Below are 21046 nucleotides of genomic sequence, written 5' to 3' on the forward strand. Positions count from 1 at the left end.
GCCGTATCCCCTCCCCTACCCTGATGATCTACCTGGATGCCAATGCGACGACACCGCCCGACCCAGCGGTGATCGAAGCCATGCTGCCGTTTCTGACTCAGCATTTTGGAAATCCCTCGGCAACGTATGCAGGCGGACGCTATGCGCGGAGGGCGGTGGAAAAGGCGCGGGGGCAGGTGGCAGCAATGATTGGCGCGGAGGCGGAGGAGATTCTTTTTACCAACGGGGCGACGGAGAGCATCAACAGTGTGCATTTTTCTGCGCAGCGGACGATGCCAGAGCGGCCGCTACTGGTGATGAGCACGACGGAACATGCGGCGACGCTGGCCTGTGCGGAGCGATGGAAGGCGCAGGGCGGAAGAGTGAAGATGATCCCGGTTTATCCGAACGGGCTGCTGAACCTGGAGGCGCTGGAAAGTGCGCTGGAGGCGGGGAGGACGGCGCTGGTGTCCATGCTGTGGGGGAACAATGAAACGGGAGTGATCCAGCCGATGGCGGAGATCTCCCACCTGGCGCATGAGGCGGGGGCACTGGTGCATGCGGATGCAGTGCAGATGGCGGGCAAGGTGCCGGTGGATGTGCGGGCGGCGGGCGTGGATTTCCTGAGCCTGAGCGGGCACAAGATGCATGCGCCGAAGGGGATCGGGGCGCTTTATGTGAACCGGTACGCGGGGTATGAACCACTGATCATCGGCGGCGGGCAGGAGCGGGAGCGACGCAGCGGTACGGAGAATGTGCCGGGGATGGTAGCGCTGGGCAAGGCGGCGGAGCTGGCGATGCAACAGGTGGATGAATCAGGGGTACGCGGGCTGCGGGATCTGCTGGAGGAGCGGCTGCAAACGGCGCTGCCGGAGATTCATATTCACGGAAAAGATGCGCCGCGACTGCCGAATACGGCATCGGTTTGCTTCCCAGGGGTGGACTCGGCCGGGCTGATGATCCGGCTGGACCAGAAAGGCGTAGCGTGCTCAGGCGGGTCTGCCTGTCATGCGGGGGCGCTGCAACCTTCTCACGTACTGGAGGCGATGGGATATGATGCGCGGCATGCGGGGAGCACGCTGCGTTTTTCACTGTCGCGCCTAACGACAAGTGTGGAGATCGAGCAGGCGGCGGTGGAAATCCTGGCGGCAGTCAGCCACCTCCGGGAGCAATGGGATCCCGGGGTGGTGGTGACGGTGGCGGGGTGAGTGCCGGCTCAGTTGTCGAGCTGGTAGCGTTTGCGTTTGCGGTAGAGGGTGGCGGCGTCAATGCCGAGGACTTCGGCGGCTTCCTGGAGGGAGTCGGTGGCGGCCATGATGCGGCGGATGTGCTCGCACTCCAGCTTCTCGATGCTGATGCGCTGGCCGACTTCGGCCCCATGATCGTGGCCGTTGAGGGCGGAGGCACTGGCCGACGCTTCAGGGAGGTCACGAGGAGTGATTTCATCACCTTCGGCGAGGATGACGGCGCGCTCGATGGCATTGCGCAGCTCGCGGATGTTACCCGGCCAGGGGTGGTTGCGGACAGCGACCATAGCCGCAGGGCTGAAGCGGCGGACCTTGCGGCGGAACTGGTCGGCAAAGAACTTCAGGAAGTTTTCGGCGCAGGCCACGAGATCCTCAGGCCGGTCACGCAGAGGAGGCATGGTGGCGGAAATGACGTTGAGGCGATAGAAGAGGTCTTCGCGGAAGCGACCCTCGGAGGCCCATTGCTTGAGGTCGCGGTTAGTGGCGGCGATGACGCGGACATTGGCCTTGCGCGGGGTGGTTTCGCCGAGGCGCTCGTATTCGCGCTCCTGGAGGAGGCGGAGGAGCTTGGGCTGGATTTCGAGAGGCAGCTCGCCGATCTCATCCAGAAACAATGTGCCGCCTTCGGCCGCTTTGACCTTGCCCCAAGTGTCACGCATGGCGCCGGTGAAGGAACCTTTGACGTGGCCGAAGAGGTCGCTTTCCAGAAGCTCCCGGGAGAGGCTGGGGCAGCTGACGGTGACGAAAGGTTTGTCACGGAAAGGGCTCTGGTCATGGATGGCACGCGCGATCATGCTTTTACCGGTGCCACTTTCCCCAAGGATGAGGATGGAGGCCTGGGTATCCGCAGCACGAAAGAGAACGTCGAGCTGGCGCTGGAGGCCGGGGTTTTTGGAGACGACCTGGGCTGGCGGGGCCTGCGTGCGGACTTCGGTGGTCAGCTCTTCGACCTTGCGCTCCAGGGTGCGGAGGGTAGCGATGCGCTTGAGGGCCTGCCGGAGCTGGTCCGGGCTGAAGGGCTTTTCCAGGAAATCCACCGCACCAAGGCGGGTGGCCTCGATGGCATTGGGAATGGTGGCATTGGCTGTGAAAATGACCACGTGCACGCCGGGATGGTCACGGCGGATGGTTTCCAGGACCTGGAGGCCGCTTTCCTCGCCCAAATAAAGGTCGAGCAAGACGAGGTCGAAGGAGGATTCTTTGAGACTTTTCAGAGCAACGGCACCGTTCTCTGCGGTCTCAACATAGTGTCCAGCGGCATCGAGTGCCAGGCTGGTGGCACGGCGGATGCTGGCTTCGTCATCAACAATAAGAATGTCCATAATGATTGGGGGGTTGGAGTTATTTTTGGGTCAGGGGGTGATGTTTGCGGCCAATGGCAGCCTGAGGCTGGCGATGGCACCCTGACGGTTAGGCCGGTTATCAATGGTGAGCTCAGCACCCATGCGGGCAGCGCCGCGTTTGGCGATGGCAAGGCCAAGGCCGGTGGAGGATTCGCCACCGGTGGGGCGGGCGCTGAGACGGGTGTAATCCTGGAAAATGCGGGCGAGGTCGCTATCGGTAAAACCGGGGCCTTCGTCCTCGATATCAATGAAAAGGTGGCCGTCCTTGGGATGAATGCGGGAGACGATCTGGCTGCCGAGGGGGGAGAACTTGACGGCATTGCTCATCAGATTGTCCACGACCTGGCGGACGGTGAAAAGGTCACCGCTGGCGAGCAAAGGCTCATCCGGCAGCCTAACTGAAAGGGTGGTATTTTTGCGCTTGGCAGTGGGATACCAGGCACTGAGCATTTCTTTAAGCTGCGCGGTGGTGATGTGGACCGTGTTCATGCGGTCGCGGTCAGCCTCCTGGGCGCGGTTGTTGAGGAAGCGGTCAATGAACTTGAGCATCTGGTCACAGGTCGTGACGATGTGGCTGGTGAGGTCGTTGGCGGTGCTGTACTTTTCCGGTGGCAGCTCCATGAGGGTCTGGGCGCTGAAGCGGATGGCCCCGAGGGGATTCTTCAAATCATGGGCGACCATGCTGACGATGTTTTCCCGCTCGCGAAGGATGCGGGAGGTGGTTTCGCGGGCACGCTGGAGGTCCACCTGGGTGCGGACGCGGGCGAGCAGCTCGGCCTTGTTAAAGGGCTTCGTAATGTAGTCCACGCCGCCGGCCTCCAGGCCGCGGACGATGGTTTCTGAATCATTGGCGGCGGAGACGAAGATGACGGGAAGACCGGCGGTGTCCGGATGGTCACGGAGACGTTTGCAAACGGCGAAGCCGTCCATGTCCGGCATGACGACATCCAGCAGGACGAGATCCGGCAGACGGGCGGCGATGCGCTGAAGGGCCTGGACGCCGCTGGTGGCAGGGATGACTTCATACCCCTCCCGGGTGAGCACGGTACCGACGACCTGGATGTTTTGCATCTGGTCATCCACCACAAGCACGACGCCGCGGGCGGTGCTGGGACAAAGGGGAGGCTGGGGTTCTTCAGTCATGAGTTGATTTTTTGATGCCGGTGATGCGACGGGAAAAGGCGGGGAAATCGCGCAGAAGACGCTCTACCTGGTCCACCTCAAAAGCTTCAGCGGCCTCAAAGAGGGCGCTGGCGTAGCGGGCCAGGGGCGGACAGTCGTGGCGGGCTGCCTCCTGATGGAGCTGGTGGCCAAAGCTGGCGATTTCCAGCATGGGGAAGGTGTCCAGGAAACGGGAGATGTCCCCGTCTTCCAGCACTTGAAGGCGGGCGGCGAGGCCCGGCCAGGAAGCGGTGGTGCTGGCATCCAGCGACTCCATGACGAGGCCAGGAAGGTCCACGGGCGGGTGCTCGTCCGGACGGGGGGTGGTGAAGCGCATGGTGACATGGCCGAGCACGGATTCCAGCTCACGGTAGAGCTGGTTCTGGTGGAAGGGCTTGCGCAGGTAACCGTCGAACATTTCTCTCAACCGGGCAGATTCCTCCGGCATGGAGGAGGCGGTCTGGGCGATGACGGGAATGCTGGAAGTGCGGTCATCCTCCCGCAAAATCTGCCGGGCCCATTTACCGTCCATGCGGGGCATGCGGATGTCCATGAGGATGACATCCGGCTTGGCGGTGCGGGCCAGCTCCAGCGCCTCCATGCCATCCTGAGCGAAGAGCATTTCGTGATGGGTACCATGAAGGTAACCGGCAATAAGCTCGCGGTTGGTGGCATTGTCATCCACGACGAGAATCGTGGCAGGACGAAGGCGGTTGAAATCCGCCGAGTGGTCGCTGGGGGGATCATTGGTCTCTATACTTTGGGGAATGCCGGGAAGGAGGAGGGTGAAGGTGCTGCCTTTTCCAGGCTCGCTGACGACGCTGATATCGCCATCCATGAGCTCCACCAGACGGCGGGTGATGCTGAGGCCGAGGCCGGTCCCCTGGGCCCCGCTGCGGCTCTGGGAGCTGATCTGCTCAAAGGCGGAGAAGATGCGCTCGCGGTCTTCATCGGCAATGCCGACGCCGGTGTCGCTAACGGTTATTTGGAGGTCACACGCGGCACCTGGCTTCACTTCATTCAAGGTGCTAACGTGGATCTTCACCTTGCCTTTATGGGTAAATTTGACGGCGTTGCTGGTGAGGTTCAGCAGGATCTGGCGGAGGCGGAGGGCATCCACTTCCAGCATTTTGGGGACCTGTTTTTCGATCTTGGTTTCCAGGGCGAGGCCTTTGTCCTCAGCCAGTTTTTTGACGACGATGGCGACCCCTTCGACGATTTCGTGGACATTCGCCGGCTCGGGCCGCAGGGAGAGCTTACCGGCTTCAATGCGGGAGATGTCCAGAATATCATTGATGAGGTCCAGGAGGGAGCGTCCGCTGCTCTGGATGGCGCGGAGGTAACCGCGTGCGCGTTCGTCATGAACGAGGCCGTTGAGCAGGTCGGCAAAACCGATGATGGCATTCATCGGGGTGCGGATTTCGTGGCTCATGTTGGCCAGGAAGCGCGACTTTTGGACATCGGCCTCAATGGCACGTTCCTTTTCAGATTCGAGCTCGGCGGTGCGGAGGGCGACGCGGTAACTGCGCTGGAGCATGATGAAACTGACGGTTCCGGTGATGACGGCCAGAACACTCCCGCCGATGCCGGTGACGGTCATGGTGCGGAGGACATTCTGGAGCTGGTCCTCGCGGTCCGAGTGAAGGCGGCGCTCAGTCAGGATGCCTTCATCCATTTTCTGCAGCATCTGGTCAGTGACCCCCGATTCCTCAATGATGATCTGACGCAGCGGGAGATCGGCATCGCTGGCGGCGGCGGTGTCCGCGAGGGTTTGCAGGGACTCCAGGCGCTGATTGACGAGGGTCTGGAGTTCAGGCAGGAGGCGCTGCTGGGTGGGATTATCAGCTGTGAGGCGAACGAGCTTTTCCATGAGCACGCGGGTCTGTGCGCCGACCCCCTTCAAGGGTTCAAGAAGACCAGCCTGGCGGGTCATGGCGTAGCCGCGGGTGGAAGATTCAGCTTCCGTGATGACCGAACGAAGTTTGAGGTATTCACCAATGACCTGGTCGGTGTGCGCCACAAGCTCGCTGCCTTCTTCTGCCAGCCGTCCGCTGCGGATCACCGTACCCATGACCAACAGAAGAAGGAGGGTGGTGAAAATCAGAAAAAGGCCGTGCCAGGAACGAAGCATAAAAAGGGGTAGGCGGGTTTAATGACAGCGCCTTGTCATACTATCCGCACCCCTGCCTGGCTGGAAACAGTGTCTCCGCAAGACAGGGGTGCAAACCATGGATAGCGGTCAGTTGTTGACAGCGTCTTTCACGTCTTCCCTGGCCTCTTTGGCGGCGTCCTCGATGTCTTCGACAGCATCACGAACCTTTTCGTTAGGCCGGGCGTCGAGACCGTCTTTGATCCTGTCTTCAACTTTTTCACCGACGGTGTCATGCTTTTCTATGACGATGGGTTTCTCCTTGCAGCTGACCAGGGTGAGGGTGAGCCCGAAAAGCAGGGCAAGCGTGGCAGCGAAGGCGGTCTGGATCTTTTGTTGGGTAGCGTTCATGGTATGAATGGATGGTTATCGGATGGGTGGAGGAGACGGTTAGTTAATGAGGGCAAGCACCCCGGTGAGGACGAGATAGATGCCCACGACGTAGTTCAGCAGGTGGGGAAAGATGAGCACGCAGAGCCCTGCGATGATGGACATGATGGGTGTAATGTGGACATTCATGAGAGGAGGGTATCGGGGATTCAGAGGGGGTTAACGACCAGACTGAACGCGTGCAGCCTCTTGCTCGATGGTGTTCCCGACTTTCTGGACGTCGCGGCCAAAACCGCGGGTGGTGTTGCAGCTGCTGAGGAAAGACATGGTCAAAATGAACATGCCAAAAACGAAGATGAAGTAGCCGAGGTTCCGGGCGGTGTTTTCTTCACCACCTGCATTGAAGACGGGATTGGGGGTATTGGAGGTGTTCATGGCGGAAGCAGTTTTAATGGGTTGCTGAGTGTGTTTAGTGCACGCGGCTTGCCAAAGTAATAAACTCCCCTTTAAACCGTTGAATTTCAGTCTCTTAGGCAGAGAAACCGACCTTTGTAAAACTGACTGTTCGGGCAATACGCACGAATTTTTAGAAGCCTGATATTGCTTTTTGCAATATTCAATGCTTGCCGTGCCGAGACCGAAATGCCTGTTCTGCAATGATAACCGAGAAACAGGTTCACTTCACCGAGCTGATGACGCGGTCTATGAAGTAGAGCTTTTTGAGCACCTGCCCGCCGCAGACGAAGGGGTAGGCATCTGGCTGGCCCATGCTGCGGGTGAGTTCATTGACGAGGGTGGTGAGAGCCACCCAGCGGCTGATGCGGTCACAAAATGCCTGCATTTCCGGAGTGGGGGTCTGGCCTTCCTCACAGAGCAGAGCCGCATCAATCTTCGGCTGAACGATATTGCTCTGGCATTGAGCGGCCTCGGCAGTCTCCAGGGTATCGCGCATGTGGAGCCAGTGGGCCCAGGTTTCAGCCCAGTCTTCCCAGGGATGGGAGGCGGCATAAGCGCTGATGTGATTTTCCTCCCAGCCGGGGGGAGGACCCTGGGTGTAGTTGTTCTGGAGGGCGGCTGCATAGTCGGAGCTTTCATCCCCAAAAAGGGCGCGGTATTCTTCAATCCAGGGGGTGCCACGGATCAGAATTTCCCAATAATAATGGCCGGACTCATGGCGGAAGTGACCGAGAAGGGAGCGGTAGGGCTCACGCATTTCCAAGCGGGTTTTTTCCCGCAACGCATCGTCGGCTTCCTCGACATTCAGGGTGATGACGCCATTGACATGGCCGGTGAGCACGGCTGGCTGGCCGGGGAGGTTTTGCAGGAAATCAAAGGTCATGGGCAGCACAGGCTGCACGGGGGCATTCGGGCCCCAAAGACCTAGATCCAGCAGTGTAAAAAGCAGCCGGCGCTTGGCCGTTTCCAGGCGGATCCAGCGTTCGGAATTTCCAGTCAGTGAGAGGTCGGGGATGACCCGGGTGGTGACACAGGAAGGGCAGAGGGCGGCGGGATCCGTATCAGCGGGAAGGAGCCAGTTGCAGCCGCAGGTGTGGAGATTGCCACAGAACCGGTACAATGGAGGCGCGGGGGCCTTCGGGGCACGGCGGAAGAGGCTGCGCTTCTGAGGGGCGGGAACAAGTGCCTGCTGAAGTACACCTTCTTCACCGGTCATGTCCAACTCGCGCATGTCCCGGGACACGGGGTCAAAACCGACAGCACGTCCGCAGGAAATGCAGACGCTGTTGTTAAAGAAGACTGGCTGGCCGCAGATGCAAAGGTAGGTCCTCATGACTTGAAAAACAGGGGTGAAGCAGAATGGTTCCGGAGTGGTGGAGCACAGGTGTGATGAAGGGCAGATCCAGGTGGCAGCGATCTCTTTTCATTCCGCAGGCAGGTCCGTCTTTTCCAGATGAAAAGCGTCCTGAAAACGTTCGCGTGCGCTTTCTGTGGTACTGACGACCCAGGAGGCCCCGGTATCGGTTGTTGCCTCCACCCTGCGCGCACCCCAGCGGGCCAGGAGGATTTTCAATTCCGGAAAGCGATGACGCAGGCGTTTGCAGAGAAGCTGGGCGGTGCTGCTGACGCCGGGAGGCATGGCGCTGATGCAAACCATGTCGGGCTTAAGCTCCTCCACCTGGGCGATGACTTCTGAGACGAGGGCGGAGTTTGGAATGGACTCCCACTGAACGCCGCTGGGCGCCAGGGTCTGAGAGAGCCAGCGCAGGGCAATGGCATCTGCGGCCGTATCAAAACTTCGGCAGAGAACCAGAGGCCGCTTTGCTACAAACGACGGGGCAAGGCTCTCATCCATGATGGAATCTGAGGAAAGGGTTGCGAGGGTATCCAGAATCTCCTTGGACTCCTCTTTGGTAAGGCGTCCGGCCAGCATTTCACGGCGGGCATGAACCGCAGCGGGCAACAGGACGGTATCCACGGTTTTTTCCTGGCCGATGTCTTTGGCGGATTCGCGGACGAACTGCTCAGCCTCTTCAATATCCCCGACGAGGAGCCGCTGATAAACCAGCAGGGCGGGCTGGACCTCTGATTTTTCACCCATGAGGATTTCGATGAAACGGAGTTCTGGGATGTATTTGGCAAAGACGACGAGGCAGACGGTCAATGGAGTGGCGAGAAGCAGGCCCACCGGACCCCAGACCCATGTCCAGAAAACGATGGCAACCAGCAGGGACAAGTCGGAAACACCCGCACTCTGACCATAAAGCATGGGCTCCAGAATCATGTTGGTGAGCAATTCCAAACTGGTAATCAAAGTGAGGACCAGGAGGGGCTGGGTCCACCCGTCAAAGACGGCAAGACTGAGAGCGAGGGGGAGAATGGCGGCAATCCAGGGACCAATGTAAGGCACAAAACGCAGAATGGCAGCCATGGCGCCCCAAAGGATCATATACGGAAGTCCGATGGCCCAGAAGCCTAATGCGAGCAGGAGGCCATACACGCTGTTGATGAGCGTCTGCATGAGCAGATAACGGCTGACACGGGAGGCGGCTTCATCCAGGGCGCGGGTGGTGGTGGTGAGGCGGCTGTAACCGACAAGATGGATGACGCGGTTGCGAACATCCTGCTGGCGCAGCAGCATGAAGATGACAAAGACGATGACCACTGCGGCTATGCCGAGGCTGTCCGCGATGTAGCCGACTGCGGACATGGCACCTTCCTCCAGGCGGCTGGTCGATTTTTCGATGAGGACAGGAGTTTCTTCCTTCTCCACACCAAAAGCTTCACGCTCCTGGCTGGCTGGGGCGTTGGAGATCTCAGTCACGAGGCTCTGCAGCCGCTCCAGCACACCGCCCTCCCCCACCTGACGGAAGGCGAGCATGCGCTGATGCATGGTATTGCGATAGCCAGGCAGGTCTTTGGCCAGCTCATGAAGCTGCACACCGAGCCCCCAAATGAGAGCGCCCAGAACTGAAAAGGATAGGATGGTGACCGTGACGACGGCCAGGCTGCGGGTGAAGTGGAGCTTGTGGTTGAAAAAGGAGACGACAGGCTTCAGCAAAAAGGCGAACAGCGCCGCCAATGCCAGAGGGATGAAAAACTCCCTGCCCATGGACAGCATCGCCACGGTGAGAAACACCGTGGCGAGCCGGATAAGCGGAGCCAGCTGAAGTTGCAGGGCTTCCATAGATGGGTTCCGCCGGTCTTGGTTGTTGGGGGGAAATCTGCGTTGTTATTTACTTAACGGCGGCTGCTGGCCATCAGGCCAAACAGAAGACCGACACCGATGGCAATGCCTAGGCATTCATAGGGACGCTTGTGGATGAGAGTATCCAGGTCCGAGGCTTTGCTGCGGAGCTGGCGCTCGATGTCCTGGCTGGCTTCCCCGGCATAGTCTGCGATGCCGGCGAGGCGTTCTTTGACCTGGCCGGTGTAAGCCTGGGAATCTTTGCCGATGCTGTCCAGAATGCCTTTGGCCTCATGCGAGATGGTGCGCAGGCTGTGATGGATGCGATCTGTGGTGTTCAGAGGTTTGCGTTTAAAGAGGAGGCTCATGAGAAAATGTGTTTAAGGGTTAACGATGACCAGGGCGATCAAAGAGGTTTGCGGCCCTGGATGACGCGCAGCAGGATGACCACGATGGCGATCACCAGCAGGATGTGAATGAAACCACTGAGGGTGTAGCTGGTCACAAGACCCAGCAGCCAGAGGATAAGAAGAATGACGGCGATGGTGTATAACATATGGGTGTCAGGTTTGAGGTTGGTTCAGATGGGAAAAGGAAAGTGACGATTAGCGGCGCATGAAAAGACCGAGAAGAACACCGCCGAGGGCCGCATAGCCCAGAGCGCGCATGGGGTTCTGGACCGTGTAATCGCGGACCTGTTCCAGGTTGTTATTGGCATCCTGGACCACTTTATGGGCGGCGGTGTCAATGCGGGTGCGGGCCTCCTCGCGGAGGGTGTTCAAGTCCTGTTTCACGGCGTCGCCAAGAGCGCGAAAGTCGTTGGCAGTGTCGTGAAGGACTTCGTTGGTGCGTGGTGTCGGTGTCATAAGGAATGGAATCAAGGTTTGAGATAAAAACTGGCCAGGAAGGTTGTGATCGCGATGGCAGCAACCACCCCGGCAAGAACTGCGGCGTTACCTGCCAACCCGGTGAGGATTGCAATCATCGCCAAGGCCGCGACGGCTGCAGAGGCCACACGAAGCTGCGAGTAGCCGTGGTTTGGGTTCGTGTTTATCATGGGAGTCATTGGGTTGCGGGTTCCTCTATCGCACAGGGGATGCCAAGGCAGGCATCCTCAGACGAATGCGTTGATAACCAACAAACTAACACGTAAAGCAAACCTCCTACAGGAGATGCAAAACCATCACTTCATGCAATTAACCCGACTATTTAATTGCACATTGCAACACGCCATGGATGTCTTGGAGATGTTACGGCTACAGTCAGCAGCCACCGGGGCGCATAGGGTCAGGATATGACAAACCCGCTGCCAACTCTCACTGCTCGGATTCCGCTACCGTCACGCTGATGACTTCCTCAATGGTGGTATTCCCGTCGAGCACCTTGCGCACGCCGTATTCACGCATGGGCCGGTAACCGTCTTTGTAGGCCTGTACCATGAGCTGTGAGCTGCTGGCCTTGTGGGTGATCAGCTCTCCCATCGCCGGCGTCAGCCGCACGAGTTCATAGATGGACATACGGCCTTTATACCCGGTATGACGACAGGCTTCGCAGCCGCCTTCTTTGGCACGGTAAACCTGCGTGCGAATGGGACCGGTGTATTTCAGCTCGCGCAGCTTCATCTCAGCATCTGGCTCAGGCTCGCGGCAAACGGTGCACAAAAGCCGCACCAGGCGCTGGGCAATGAAGGCCCGCACGGACGTGGCCACCAGGAACGGCTCCACACCCATGTCCACCAGACGCATGATGCCGCCGATGGCGTTATTGGTGTGCAGCGTGCTGAACACCAAATGCCCCGTCAGGGCGGCACGGATGGCGATTTCCGCCGTCTCCAGGTCGCGCATTTCCCCCACCATGACCACGTTGGGGTCACCACGCAGAATGCTGCGCAGGCCGGTGGCAAAAGTCAGCTCAATCTCAGGCCTCACGGCGATCTGCACCACGCCCGGCAGCTTGTTTTCAACCGGGTCTTCAATAGTCACGATGCGCCGGTGCTCCGTATTGAGCTGGCTCAGGAAAGTGTAAAGTGTCGTGGACTTGCCGGACCCCGTGGGACCTGTCACCAGGATGATACCGTTGGGTTTCTTGAGCAGCACTTCAATTTCACCCCGCAGGTCCGTCTCGATCCGCAACTTGTCCAGGTTGAACTTTTCCTGGCCTAACAAACGAAGCGAAATGCTCTCCCCTTCCACGCTCGGGATCGTCGCCACACGCACGTCAATGAGCTGTCCGGCGATCTGCAAACTGATGCGTCCGTCCTGCGGCAGGCGGCGCTCGGCGATGTCCAGCTTGGCCATCACCTTCAGACGTGCGATCACGGACTGCTGGAGCTGCTTGATGTTCTCTGGTACCGGCACCTCACGCAGGCGGCCGTCAATGCGGTAGCGCATGCGCAGCTTTTCTTCCATCGGCTCCACGTGAATGTCCGTGGCCTGCTGCTCCAGCGCCTCACGGATGACCGTGTTCACAAACTTCACCACGGAGGCCTCTTCATCATCCGCGTCAATGATGTTGGCCTCATCCCGCTGCTCCAGGTCAGAGCCGTCCACGTCGCGGCCTTTGAGAATTTCTTCAAATGTGTCCGCCCCCACCCCGTAAAAGTCACGCATCGCATTCAGCAGCCTTTTACGCGGGGCGATCTGCCAGCGCACGGGCGCGTCCACCTCGCGGGCCACGGCCTGCCGGCCGATGAGGTCAAAGGGATCATAGGCGGCCACGATGAGCTTCTTGCTCCCCGTGTCCTCGTTTTCCTCGATCTTCAAGGGCAGCAGACGGTGCTTCAAAGCTACACGCGGAGGCAGCAGGCGCTTCATTTCAGGCGCATCCGCGCTGTCTGGCAGAGGTACGGAGACGTAGCCCAGGCCCACCCGCGCGGCCAACTGGGAAAGAAAGGATTCTTCATCCAGCGCCCCGGTATCCAGGAGCTGGTTGATGACGGAGGAGCTGGGGGTGGCGACAGGCAGCGGGATGCCGGATCCGCCGGAGGCCTCAAGACACTGCACCAGGGCTTGGCGAATATTTTTCATCAGTCGTTGGCGGGAGCCTGGCCGTGGGTTGCGACAGGAAAGAGACTGGCGTCAATCACCGCTGCCTCTTCAGAAGTGATCATTGGAGCCGCCAGACTGCCTTCATCCGGCGCATACCCGTATTTTTCCAGCAGCTCGATCAGGTAGGCCGTTGCCGCATTCTGCGTGTTAAAAGCCGCGCTCGCATTGCCTGTCAGGTCCTCCCGCAGGGTGGCCGTGATCAAAGCGCTGCCAACGACGCCAAAAGAACCGTCCGGGGCCGGGCCGGTCAGGGATTCATCATCCGCCGTCATCAGCCGTCCGGTCAAAATTTCCGCCACCCGCCAGGACCGATCAGAGCCCTCAGAACGCAGCAGGAGCGACCGGTTCATTGGTCCGGAGGCGGTGTAAAAGGACTGCGAACTGGCCGTCACCGCCCCGGCAGCGAAGACCGCCTTGCGCACGCTGGCATTTGCCGCCACGAAGTATTTTCCGCTGCTCTCCGCCACGGCATAAAAGCGCCCGCCTTCTTCTGTCGTCAGGACAATGGTGGCCGCACCGCCCTGGGCCGGCACCACGATGTATCCGCCTGTGTAAAAACTGAAATTGACCGACTCCTCCTCCGGCGTGAAACCCAGCTCATAAATCAGCCATTGTGCGGAAACACCTGCGGCCCCGCCCAGCCAGAGCAGGGCTGCGCATAAGAGAGTATGTAAACGATAGGTGGACAACATGCGGGCGGTTTTCTAGCCGAGATGGACAGCGTTGTCGAGCAAGGCGTTGAATCTGAGGTTCATCGTTGGGCCACAATCAGATGATTATTGAAAGGCGTCCCCCCCCAGAGTGGCGAAATCTTCACCTGCAAGCCTGCCGCCGAAAGCACCTCATTGAACTGCTGCGCATCCGGATACGCCGTCGGCGCATCTTTCATCCAGAAGGTGAATTTGGCGATGTAATCGCCCAGCACCGTGATCTTATACCGCCCAGAGCTGTCCCGCAGGCAGGTGCGGATGACCAGCTTTCCCCCGGGGGCCACCCGTGCCGCCGCCGCCGTCAGCAGCGCATTCTGCTCATCCGGCGTGAAAAACTGCAAAATGTCCAAAATCACCACATGCCCGTCAAAGTCCGGCAGGCCCGTACGCGCATCGCCGGCAGAAAAAGCCAGCCCCTGATGCCCTGACTTCACCACCATTTCCTCAGCGCTGGTGATCTTGCGCTTGTCATAGTCAAATCCCGTGATCGGTGCCGTATGTCCGCAGGTGCGCAGGTAATGCGCCAGCAGGCCGATGCCGCAGCCGATGTCCAGCACTGGCAGGTCGCTCTGACCGATCTCCCGTACCACCGCCTGGTAAACCGGATCGCTGGCCAGTTTGGAACGGGTGTAAAAGAAGTCCCAGCGTCTGTCACAGAGCGCGGCGATGTTTTCAAGTTGGGCCAGGGTGGGCGTCATGCGGTCTCGTTGCGTAGGGGGTTGCCGCCACGGCCCAGCCGCAGCAGCAAAAGGGGCAGCCGCCAGCCAAAACCGATCAGCAGCCTTGCATGCATCCACGTTAGCACACTGTTGTCACGAAAATAGCGAAACTGGGAAACGCCTCCCTCTTCCTTGGTCAGGTAACGCACCGTCGTCGGCACCCTCAGCATCGGAACGCCCTGCCAGGCCAGCCGCACGGCAATTTCCGTATCATAGTCGAAACGCCGCGCACAGAGCGTGCCGCGAAAGGCTTTCAGCAGCTTCGCCACCGGATACAGCCGCATGCCGAAAAGGGTGTCCGGGATGCCCCAGTTCAGCGTCTCCAAGTTGGCCCACATATTGGAAATCTTGCGGCCCTGCACCCTCAGTTGCGGTGCTTCCGGGCCAAAGACAGGTGTCCCCATCATCACCGCCTCCGGGTACTTTTCCGCCAGCGCCAGGAAGCGCGGGATGTCCTGTGCGGGGTGCTGCCCGTCAGCGTCTATTGTCAGCACATGCGTGTAGCCAGCCTCATGCGCCAGTTTCGTCCCATGCAGTACCGCCGCCCCTTTGCCCTGGTTTTTTTCCAGTGTGATCACCTTCAGGCCTGGGGCCTTTTCCTTCAGGGGCTCCAACAACGCAGCACTGCCGTCCGTGCTGCCATCCATCACCACCCACACCTCCGGCCAGCGGCTCAACACATCCGCCACCGTCTGCGGCAGGATGCGCCCTGTATTGAAGCTGGGGATGAGGACAAGAATCTTCATGCCGCGTCGGGTTCCTCAGCCTTGAGATAGTGTTGCCGCAGTTCATCCAGGAAAGCCTGGGCACCCACTGTCTCGTCATAGTGCAGCGGCTCACCGGCTGTCATGGTGATGCGTATCTTCTCTGTCGGCAGCCGCCAAAGGGGCCAGCCTTTGCTCAGGTAACGGCTGTTGGTCTGCACCGACACCGGCCACACCGGCACCGCCGCATTTTTCGCCACCAGGGCAAGTCCGCCCTGAAAAGGGTTCATCTGTCCGTTCTCCGCCCGCGTGCGTGTCCCTTCCGGGAAGAACAGCAGGCGTCCGCCTCCCTTCAGGGTATCAATACACTGTCGCAGCATTTTATGGATAGGTTCGTTGGGGATGAAGCCTGCGGCTGTGGCCCCCCCGAACAAAATCGGATTGCACATCAGGGATGCTTTCAACACGCAAGCCATGTGGTCAACCTCGGCCAGCACAAACACTGCATCCCACAGCGCCGGATGATTGGGTGCCACGATCATCCCCCCCTGATGCTCCCGCAGCTTCTCAAACCCCACATACCGGCACTCCACGATGTCAAACATCCTCAGCACCCCCACAAAACCCCGGAATGCCAGCCTCAGACTCCCCTGCCCGATCCCCCTCGCCCGCTCCTCCTCAAAGAACACCGGCAGCAGCACACATAGCAGCAAAAATCCCGCCCCCCCGACCACCCAATAGAGCAGGCTGGTCACCCAGGCACAGATCAGTCGTAGTCGGTTCAACATGCAGCGGAAAAAATCCATATCACAAAGCCCCGGCGGCAGAGCGGTACGACGGGGGTAAATTTTCAAGAGTAGCACGAGGCTTAAGCATGCGGTAAGAAGGGGGCCGATTATGTTGCAGCCCGCCCCGCTTGTCCAAGCCCTTTCCTCACTCCCTCACGGTCCGGCCTTCCGTTTTATTGATGAGATCATCTCCATGGACCCCGGCGTTTCCGCCACCGCCCGCTGGACACTCAAGGGCGATGAGGCCTTTCTCGAAGGCCATTTTCCCGGCCGGCCCCTCCTGCCCGGCGTCATCATGATCGAGTCCCTGGCCCAGCTCGGCGGCATCCTCGCCCAGAGCGACCGGGGTGAAAACCCCCTCAAAAACGTCCGTCTCACCGCCGTCCGCCAGTTCAAGATCCTCGGCAGCATCCCTCCCGGCGAGACCCTCACCATCAGCGCCAAACGGGATGCCGTCATGCCCGGCCTCGTCCAGGTCAGCGGTGAAATCCTTACCTCCACCGGGACCCGCCTCGCCACTGGCAGCATCATCCTCAGCGGCGAAGAATAAAATCCGTCCTCAGTATCAAAAGCCATTTCCACCTTCCCGAATATTATTATCAACTATATTCCATTGTCCTGTGCCCTCAGATCTCTGAAAACTGAACACCGCATCCCGAACACCGATTCCATGGAAGATCCTGCAATCCCTGCACAATCTTCCTCTGCCGCGCGTTACCCATCATCGACCCCTAAGCCATGCCGCGCCTGACCGCCATTCTCGCCCTCGCCCTGCCAGCAACGCTTGCCGCAGCCGCACCGGATTTTCAGCGTGACGTCCGTCCCATTCTTTCCAACCACTGCTACCACTGCCACGGCCCGGATGAGCAGTCCCGTAAAGGCAAGCTCCGCCTCGACATCCGCGAGGACGCCCTCAAAGCCGGCAGATCAGGCGAAGTCGCCATCGTCCCCGGCCAGGCCGACACCAGCGAAATCATCCGCCGCATCCTCAGCCATGATCAGGACGAGATCATGCCGCCGCCCGAGGCCAAAAAACCCATCACCGACGCCCAAAAGGACATCCTGAAACGCTGGGTCGCCGCCGGGGCCGAATATGCCCCTCACTGGGCCTTTGCCAAACCCGTCGCCGCCCCTGTCCCCTCCGGCATTCATCCAATAGACCACTTCATCCTGGATAAACTGCAGTCCGTCGGCCTCACCCCCGCCCCTCCTGCCTCCCCGGAAGCCCTCATCCGCCGCGTCTCACTCGACCTCACCGGCCTTCCCCCCACCCCCGAAGAAGTCCAATCCTTCGTCCGCGAGCAATCCGAGAATTCGTCATTCGAAATTCGTCATTCGTCATTCCTCTCCCTGGTGGACCGCCTCCTCGCCTCTCCTGCTTATGGCGAGCGCTGGGCACGCCGCTGGCTGGACCTTGCCCGGTATGCCGATACCAACGGGTATGAAAAAGACCGCGAGCGCAGCATCTGGCCCTATCGCGACTGGGTCATTAAGGCGCTTAACAACGACATGCCCTTTGACCAGTTCAGCATCGAGCAGCTCGCCGGTGACATGCTTCCCAGGGCCACGCTGGACCAGCGCATCGCCACCGGTTTTCATCGCAATACGATGCTCAACGAAGAAGGTGGCATTGATCCCCTGGAATTCCGTTTCCATGCCATGACGGACCGCGTCGCCACCACCGGTGCCACCTGGCTGGGCCTAACCATGCAGTGCACCCAGTGCCACACGCATAAATTCGACCCCATCACCCATACCGAATATTATGGAATGATGGCCTTCCTCAACAATGCGGACGAGCCCGACCTGGACCTTCCCGATCCCAAGCTCGCCGCGCAGCAAAAGGCCAACCTCACCCGCGCCGCCAATTTCCTCAAACGGCTCCCCGCCAAATGGCCCAAGGCCACACCGGAAAACAACGCCGAAACCGCCTTCGCCAAATGGCTGGAAACCGAACGCGCCCGCTCCGTCGCCTGGGAAACGCTAAAACCTCAAAAAGCCACGTCCAATCTCCCACTGCTCACCATCCAGCCCGATGGCTCCGTTCTTGGCTCGGGCGATATCACCAAAACCGATACCTACGACCTCACCCTCGCCCCCTCGGCACAGCCCGTCTCCGCTATCCGCCTGGAAGCGCTCCCTCACGACAGCCTGCCCGCCCACGGTCCTGGCATGTGCAATTATGAAGGGCCCAAGGGCGACTTTTTCATGGGCGAGTTCCAAGTCCTGGTGAATGACCAGCCCGTCAAAATCACCTCCGCCACCGAGAGCTATTCCAAGAACAATTTCGGCAAAAATCCTGCCACCGCCATGCTCGCCACTGATGGCGATCCGCAGACCGGCTGGAGCTGCGCCGCCCGCTATGGCGAGCGTCACGAAGCCGTCTTTGTCCTGGCCGAGCCCATCCCCGCAGGCGCGCAGATTCATATCCGGATGTTCTTTGGCCGCCATTACGCCTGCCCCTTGGGCCACTTCCGCCTGTCCGCCTCATCCGATGCCAAAGCCATCGCCCGCGACATGGACAACAACCTCATCGCGCTGCTGCTAAAACCTGAGCTGAACGAGTCCGAAAAACAGCCTTTGTGGGAGCATTTCCTTCTCACCGCGCCAGAGCTGGCCGCGCATTCAAAAACCGTCCATCAGCTCCGTACCCCGCCTGCCATGCCCACCACCCTGGTCATGCGTGAGCGCCCCGCCGATCACACCCGCCCCACCTTCCGCCATCATCGTGGCGAGTTCACCCAGCCGAAAGAAGCCGTGGAACCCGTCACCCTTTCCGTCCTGCATCCCTTCCCGGAAAAAGCACCCAAGACCCGGCTCGAGTTTGCCCGCTGGCTCATGTCCCCGGAAAATCCCCTCACCGCCCGTGTCATCGTCAACCGCCAGTGGGCCACCTTCTTTGGCAAAGGCCTGGTCAAAACCGTGGACGACTTCGGCTACCAAGGCTCGCTTCCTTCTCATCCCGAGCTGCTCGATTATCTTGCCGTGGAGTTTGTCAGGCAGGGCTGGTCCATGAAGAAGCTGCATCGTCTCATCGTCACCAGCGCCGTTTATCGCCAGAGTGTTCAGTCTTCAGATTCCAGTGTTCAGAAGGATCCCGAAAACGAACTCTATTCGCATTTTCCCCGCGTCCGACTGGAAGCCGAAATCATCCGTGACTCCATGCTCAAGGCCGCCGGATTGTTGAATCCCAAGTTAGGCGGCCCCAGCGTCTATCCACCCCAGCCCGACAGCGTCACCGAGGTCGCCTATGGCAAATTCCAGTGGACACCGAGCACCGGCGAAGACCGCTACCGCCGCAGTCTGTATACCTTCAGCAAGCGCACCGCCCCCTTCGCCCTTTACACTACCTTTGACGCCCCCACTGGCGAGTCCTGCCTGGTCAAACGCGAGTCCTCCAACTCCGCCCTCCAGGCCCTCACCATCATGAACGACGTCATCTTCACCGAAGGTGCCCAGGCCCTTGGTGCCCTCCTCGCCAAAGCCGGCGCCGATGATGAAACTACCATCCGCCAGCTTTACCTCCGCATCCTCTCCCGCCTCCCCGATGCCGAGGAAATCCAGCTTATGCAGACCTTCCTCACCCAGCAGCGCGCCCGCCTTAAATCCGGCGACCTCAACGCCCAGCAAATCACCAACGTCAAAGACGACAAGGCCCTTGCCGCCGCCCCCTGGACCCTCGCCTCCCGCGCCCTCTTCAACACCGACGAGTTCATCACCAAAAATTAAAGAGAAGAGTCTTTTTCCCCTTCTTCTGGAGCTCTGAATACTGAAAACCGAACACTGAAAACCGGCCATGTCCCCCACCTTTTACTCCCGCCGTCACTTCCTGCGCGACTGCACTTACGGTCTGGGCAAGGTGGCCGCCGCCGGTCTGCTCACTGATTCCCTGGCCCACGCCAGCGCTACGAATCCCCTCCAGGCCCGTGGCCCGCACTACGCGCCCAAGGCCAAGCGCGTCATTCATCTCTTCATGGCCGGTGCCCCCAGCCAGTTGGAGACCTTTGACCCCAAGCCTATGCTCACCAAGTATGAGGGCCGCCCTATCCCGCCGGAGATCATCGGCGGCCAGCGGTATGCCTTCATCCGCCCGGACGCCGCCGCCCTCGGCCCGCGCTTCAAATTTGCCCAGCATGGCCAGAGCGGAGCCTGGATCTCCGAAGTCATGCCCCACCTCGCCAAGGTCGCCGATGACCTTTGCATCGTCCGCTCGGTCAAGACGGACCAGTTTAATCACGCCCCCGCACAGCTCTTTTTCCAGACCGGTTTCGGCCAGCCCGGCCGCCCCTGCATCGGCTCCTGGGCGCTTTATGGCCTCGGCTCCGAAACGCAAAACCTGCCCGCCTTTGTCGTCATGTCCACCGGCTCCGGCCTCAGCGGCGGCACCGCCCTGATGTCCAGCGGCTTCCTGCCCACCATCTATAATGGCGTCCGCTTCCGCAACAGCGGCGATCCCATCCTGAATGTCTCCAGCCCCGCCGGCATTGATGCCCACGCCCAGCGCGATACCCTGGACCTCGTTAGCGCCCTCAACCAAAAGCGCCTCGGTGTCGTCGGCGACCCCGAGATCGCCACCCGCATCGCCTCTTATGAAATGGCCTTCCGCATGCAGACCAGCGCGCCGGAGCTCACCGACCTCCGCAGCGAAAGCAAGGAAACCCTGGAGATGTACGGCTGCAATCCTGACAAGCCCGACTTCGCCCGCGCCTGCCTGCTCGCCCGCCGCATGATCGAGCGCGGCGTCCGTTTCATCAACATCTACCACGAAGGCTGGGACGCCCATTCCAACGTCGAAGGCAACGTCACCAAAAACTGCAAAGAGACCGACCAGGCCAGTGCCGCGCTGGTCAAGGATCTCAAACAACGCGGCCTCCTGGATGACACCCTCGTCGTCTGGGGCGGCGAATTTGGCCGCACGCCGATGGTGGAGACCAATCCCGCGTTAGGCCGCGCCCTCGGCCGCGACCACCACCCGCAAGCCTTCACCATTTGGATGGCCGGCGGCGGTGTGAAAGGCGGTCAGACCATCGGCGCCACCGACGAGCTCGGCTTCAACGTCGTCGAAGACCCCGTCCACGTCCACGACGTGCAGGCCACCATGCTTCATCTCATGGGCTTCGACCACGAACGCCTCACCTTCCATGCCCAAGGCCGCGACTACCGCCTCACCGACGTCCACGGCCACGTAGTGAAAAAGATCCTCGCCTAAAGTAGTTCAGTTGGGCC

At 60.1% G+C, this 21046-nt stretch carries 21 protein-coding genes; 4 read left to right on the forward strand and 17 right to left on the reverse strand.

Going from position 1 to position 21046, the window contains the following annotated elements:
- Positions 1 to 23 precede the first annotated feature (23 nt).
- A complete protein-coding gene (locus WJU23_RS13105; protein WP_346333031.1) occupies positions 24 to 1187 on the forward strand; it encodes a cysteine desulfurase family protein in 1164 nt (387 codons plus the stop codon).
- A gap of 8 nt (positions 1188 to 1195) precedes the next feature.
- Here the strand turns inward: WJU23_RS13105 and WJU23_RS13110 are convergent, their stop codons facing one another.
- The 17 genes from WJU23_RS13110 to WJU23_RS13190 all read right to left on the reverse strand — a co-directional run bounded on the left by WJU23_RS13110 (position 1196) and on the right by WJU23_RS13190 (position 15820).
- Positions 1196 to 2548: a sigma-54 dependent transcriptional regulator gene (locus WJU23_RS13110; protein WP_346333032.1), complete on the reverse strand. Its 1353-nt coding sequence runs from the start codon at positions 2546 to 2548 to the stop codon at positions 1196 to 1198.
- Between the two features lie 30 nt (positions 2549 to 2578).
- Positions 2579 to 3712: a response regulator gene (locus WJU23_RS13115; protein WP_346333033.1), complete on the reverse strand. Its 1134-nt coding sequence runs from the start codon at positions 3710 to 3712 to the stop codon at positions 2579 to 2581.
- A complete protein-coding gene (locus WJU23_RS13120) occupies positions 3705 to 5861 on the reverse strand; it encodes an ATP-binding protein (protein ID WP_346333034.1) in 2157 nt (718 codons plus the stop codon). Before WJU23_RS13120 ends, WJU23_RS13115 begins: the two co-directional genes overlap by 8 nt.
- Positions 5862 to 5969: 108 nt before the next feature.
- Positions 5970 to 6230: a hypothetical protein gene (locus WJU23_RS13125; RefSeq protein ID WP_346333035.1), complete on the reverse strand. Its 261-nt coding sequence runs from the start codon at positions 6228 to 6230 to the stop codon at positions 5970 to 5972.
- A 39-nt stretch (positions 6231 to 6269) separates the two neighbouring features.
- Positions 6270 to 6398: a DUF3096 domain-containing protein gene (locus tag WJU23_RS13130; protein ID WP_346333036.1), complete on the reverse strand. Its 129-nt coding sequence runs from the start codon at positions 6396 to 6398 to the stop codon at positions 6270 to 6272.
- Between the two features lie 30 nt (positions 6399 to 6428).
- A complete protein-coding gene (locus WJU23_RS13135) occupies positions 6429 to 6644 on the reverse strand; it encodes an entericidin A/B family lipoprotein (protein ID WP_346333037.1) in 216 nt (71 codons plus the stop codon).
- A 241-nt stretch (positions 6645 to 6885) separates the two neighbouring features.
- Positions 6886 to 7998 (reverse strand): putative zinc-binding metallopeptidase, encoded by a 1113-nt coding sequence (locus WJU23_RS13140; protein WP_346333038.1) that lies wholly within the window; start codon positions 7996 to 7998, stop codon positions 6886 to 6888.
- Between the two features lie 90 nt (positions 7999 to 8088).
- Complete coding sequence (locus WJU23_RS13145; RefSeq protein WP_346333040.1) at positions 8089 to 9852, reverse strand: AI-2E family transporter; 1764 nt, start codon at positions 9850 to 9852, stop codon at positions 8089 to 8091.
- 53 nt (positions 9853 to 9905) lie between these two features.
- Positions 9906 to 10220, reverse strand: a complete 315-nt coding sequence (locus tag WJU23_RS13150) for a hypothetical protein (protein ID WP_346333041.1) — start codon at positions 10218 to 10220, stop codon at positions 9906 to 9908.
- 38 nt (positions 10221 to 10258) lie between these two features.
- Positions 10259 to 10408, reverse strand: coding sequence for a lmo0937 family membrane protein (locus WJU23_RS13155; protein ID WP_346333042.1), 150 nt, complete (start codon positions 10406 to 10408; stop codon positions 10259 to 10261).
- Positions 10409 to 10457: 49 nt separating this feature from the next.
- Entirely contained in the window at positions 10458 to 10718 is a 261-nt protein-coding gene (locus WJU23_RS13160) for a hypothetical protein (RefSeq protein WP_346333043.1), read from the reverse strand.
- 11 nt (positions 10719 to 10729) lie between these two features.
- Positions 10730 to 10909, reverse strand: a complete 180-nt coding sequence (locus WJU23_RS13165; RefSeq protein ID WP_346333044.1) for a hypothetical protein — start codon at positions 10907 to 10909, stop codon at positions 10730 to 10732.
- A 259-nt stretch (positions 10910 to 11168) separates the two neighbouring features.
- Entirely contained in the window at positions 11169 to 12878 is a 1710-nt protein-coding gene (locus WJU23_RS13170; protein ID WP_346333045.1) for a GspE/PulE family protein, read from the reverse strand.
- Entirely contained in the window at positions 12878 to 13591 is a 714-nt protein-coding gene (locus WJU23_RS13175; protein WP_346333046.1) for a hypothetical protein, read from the reverse strand. The genes WJU23_RS13170 and WJU23_RS13175 overlap by 1 nt, the downstream gene beginning before the upstream one ends.
- A 59-nt stretch (positions 13592 to 13650) precedes the next feature.
- A complete protein-coding gene (locus WJU23_RS13180) occupies positions 13651 to 14307 on the reverse strand; it encodes a class I SAM-dependent methyltransferase (RefSeq protein WP_346333047.1) in 657 nt (218 codons plus the stop codon).
- Complete coding sequence (locus WJU23_RS13185) at positions 14304 to 15074, reverse strand: glycosyltransferase family 2 protein (protein ID WP_346333048.1); 771 nt, start codon at positions 15072 to 15074, stop codon at positions 14304 to 14306. The genes WJU23_RS13180 and WJU23_RS13185 overlap by 4 nt, the downstream gene beginning before the upstream one ends.
- Positions 15071 to 15820 (reverse strand): lysophospholipid acyltransferase family protein, encoded by a 750-nt coding sequence (locus WJU23_RS13190; protein ID WP_346333049.1) that lies wholly within the window; start codon positions 15818 to 15820, stop codon positions 15071 to 15073. The genes WJU23_RS13185 and WJU23_RS13190 overlap by 4 nt, the downstream gene beginning before the upstream one ends.
- Before the next feature lie 109 nt (positions 15821 to 15929).
- Here WJU23_RS13190 and WJU23_RS13195 point away from each other — a divergent pair, with 109 nt between their 5' ends.
- The 3 genes from WJU23_RS13195 to WJU23_RS13205 all read left to right on the forward strand — a co-directional run bounded on the left by WJU23_RS13195 (position 15930) and on the right by WJU23_RS13205 (position 21029).
- On the forward strand, positions 15930 to 16370 hold the full coding sequence (locus WJU23_RS13195; protein ID WP_346333050.1) for a 3-hydroxyacyl-ACP dehydratase FabZ family protein: 441 nt from the start codon (positions 15930 to 15932) through the stop codon (positions 16368 to 16370).
- A 188-nt stretch (positions 16371 to 16558) separates the two neighbouring features.
- Positions 16559 to 19549 (forward strand): PSD1 and planctomycete cytochrome C domain-containing protein, encoded by a 2991-nt coding sequence (locus WJU23_RS13200; protein WP_346333051.1) that lies wholly within the window; start codon positions 16559 to 16561, stop codon positions 19547 to 19549.
- 67 nt (positions 19550 to 19616) lie between these two features.
- Positions 19617 to 21029 (forward strand): DUF1501 domain-containing protein, encoded by a 1413-nt coding sequence (locus WJU23_RS13205; protein WP_346333052.1) that lies wholly within the window; start codon positions 19617 to 19619, stop codon positions 21027 to 21029.
- Positions 21030 to 21046 lie beyond the last annotated feature (17 nt).

The sequence above is a fragment of the Prosthecobacter sp. SYSU 5D2 genome (assembly GCF_039655865.1).
Classification (GTDB): Bacteria; Verrucomicrobiota; Verrucomicrobiia; order Verrucomicrobiales; family Verrucomicrobiaceae; genus Prosthecobacter.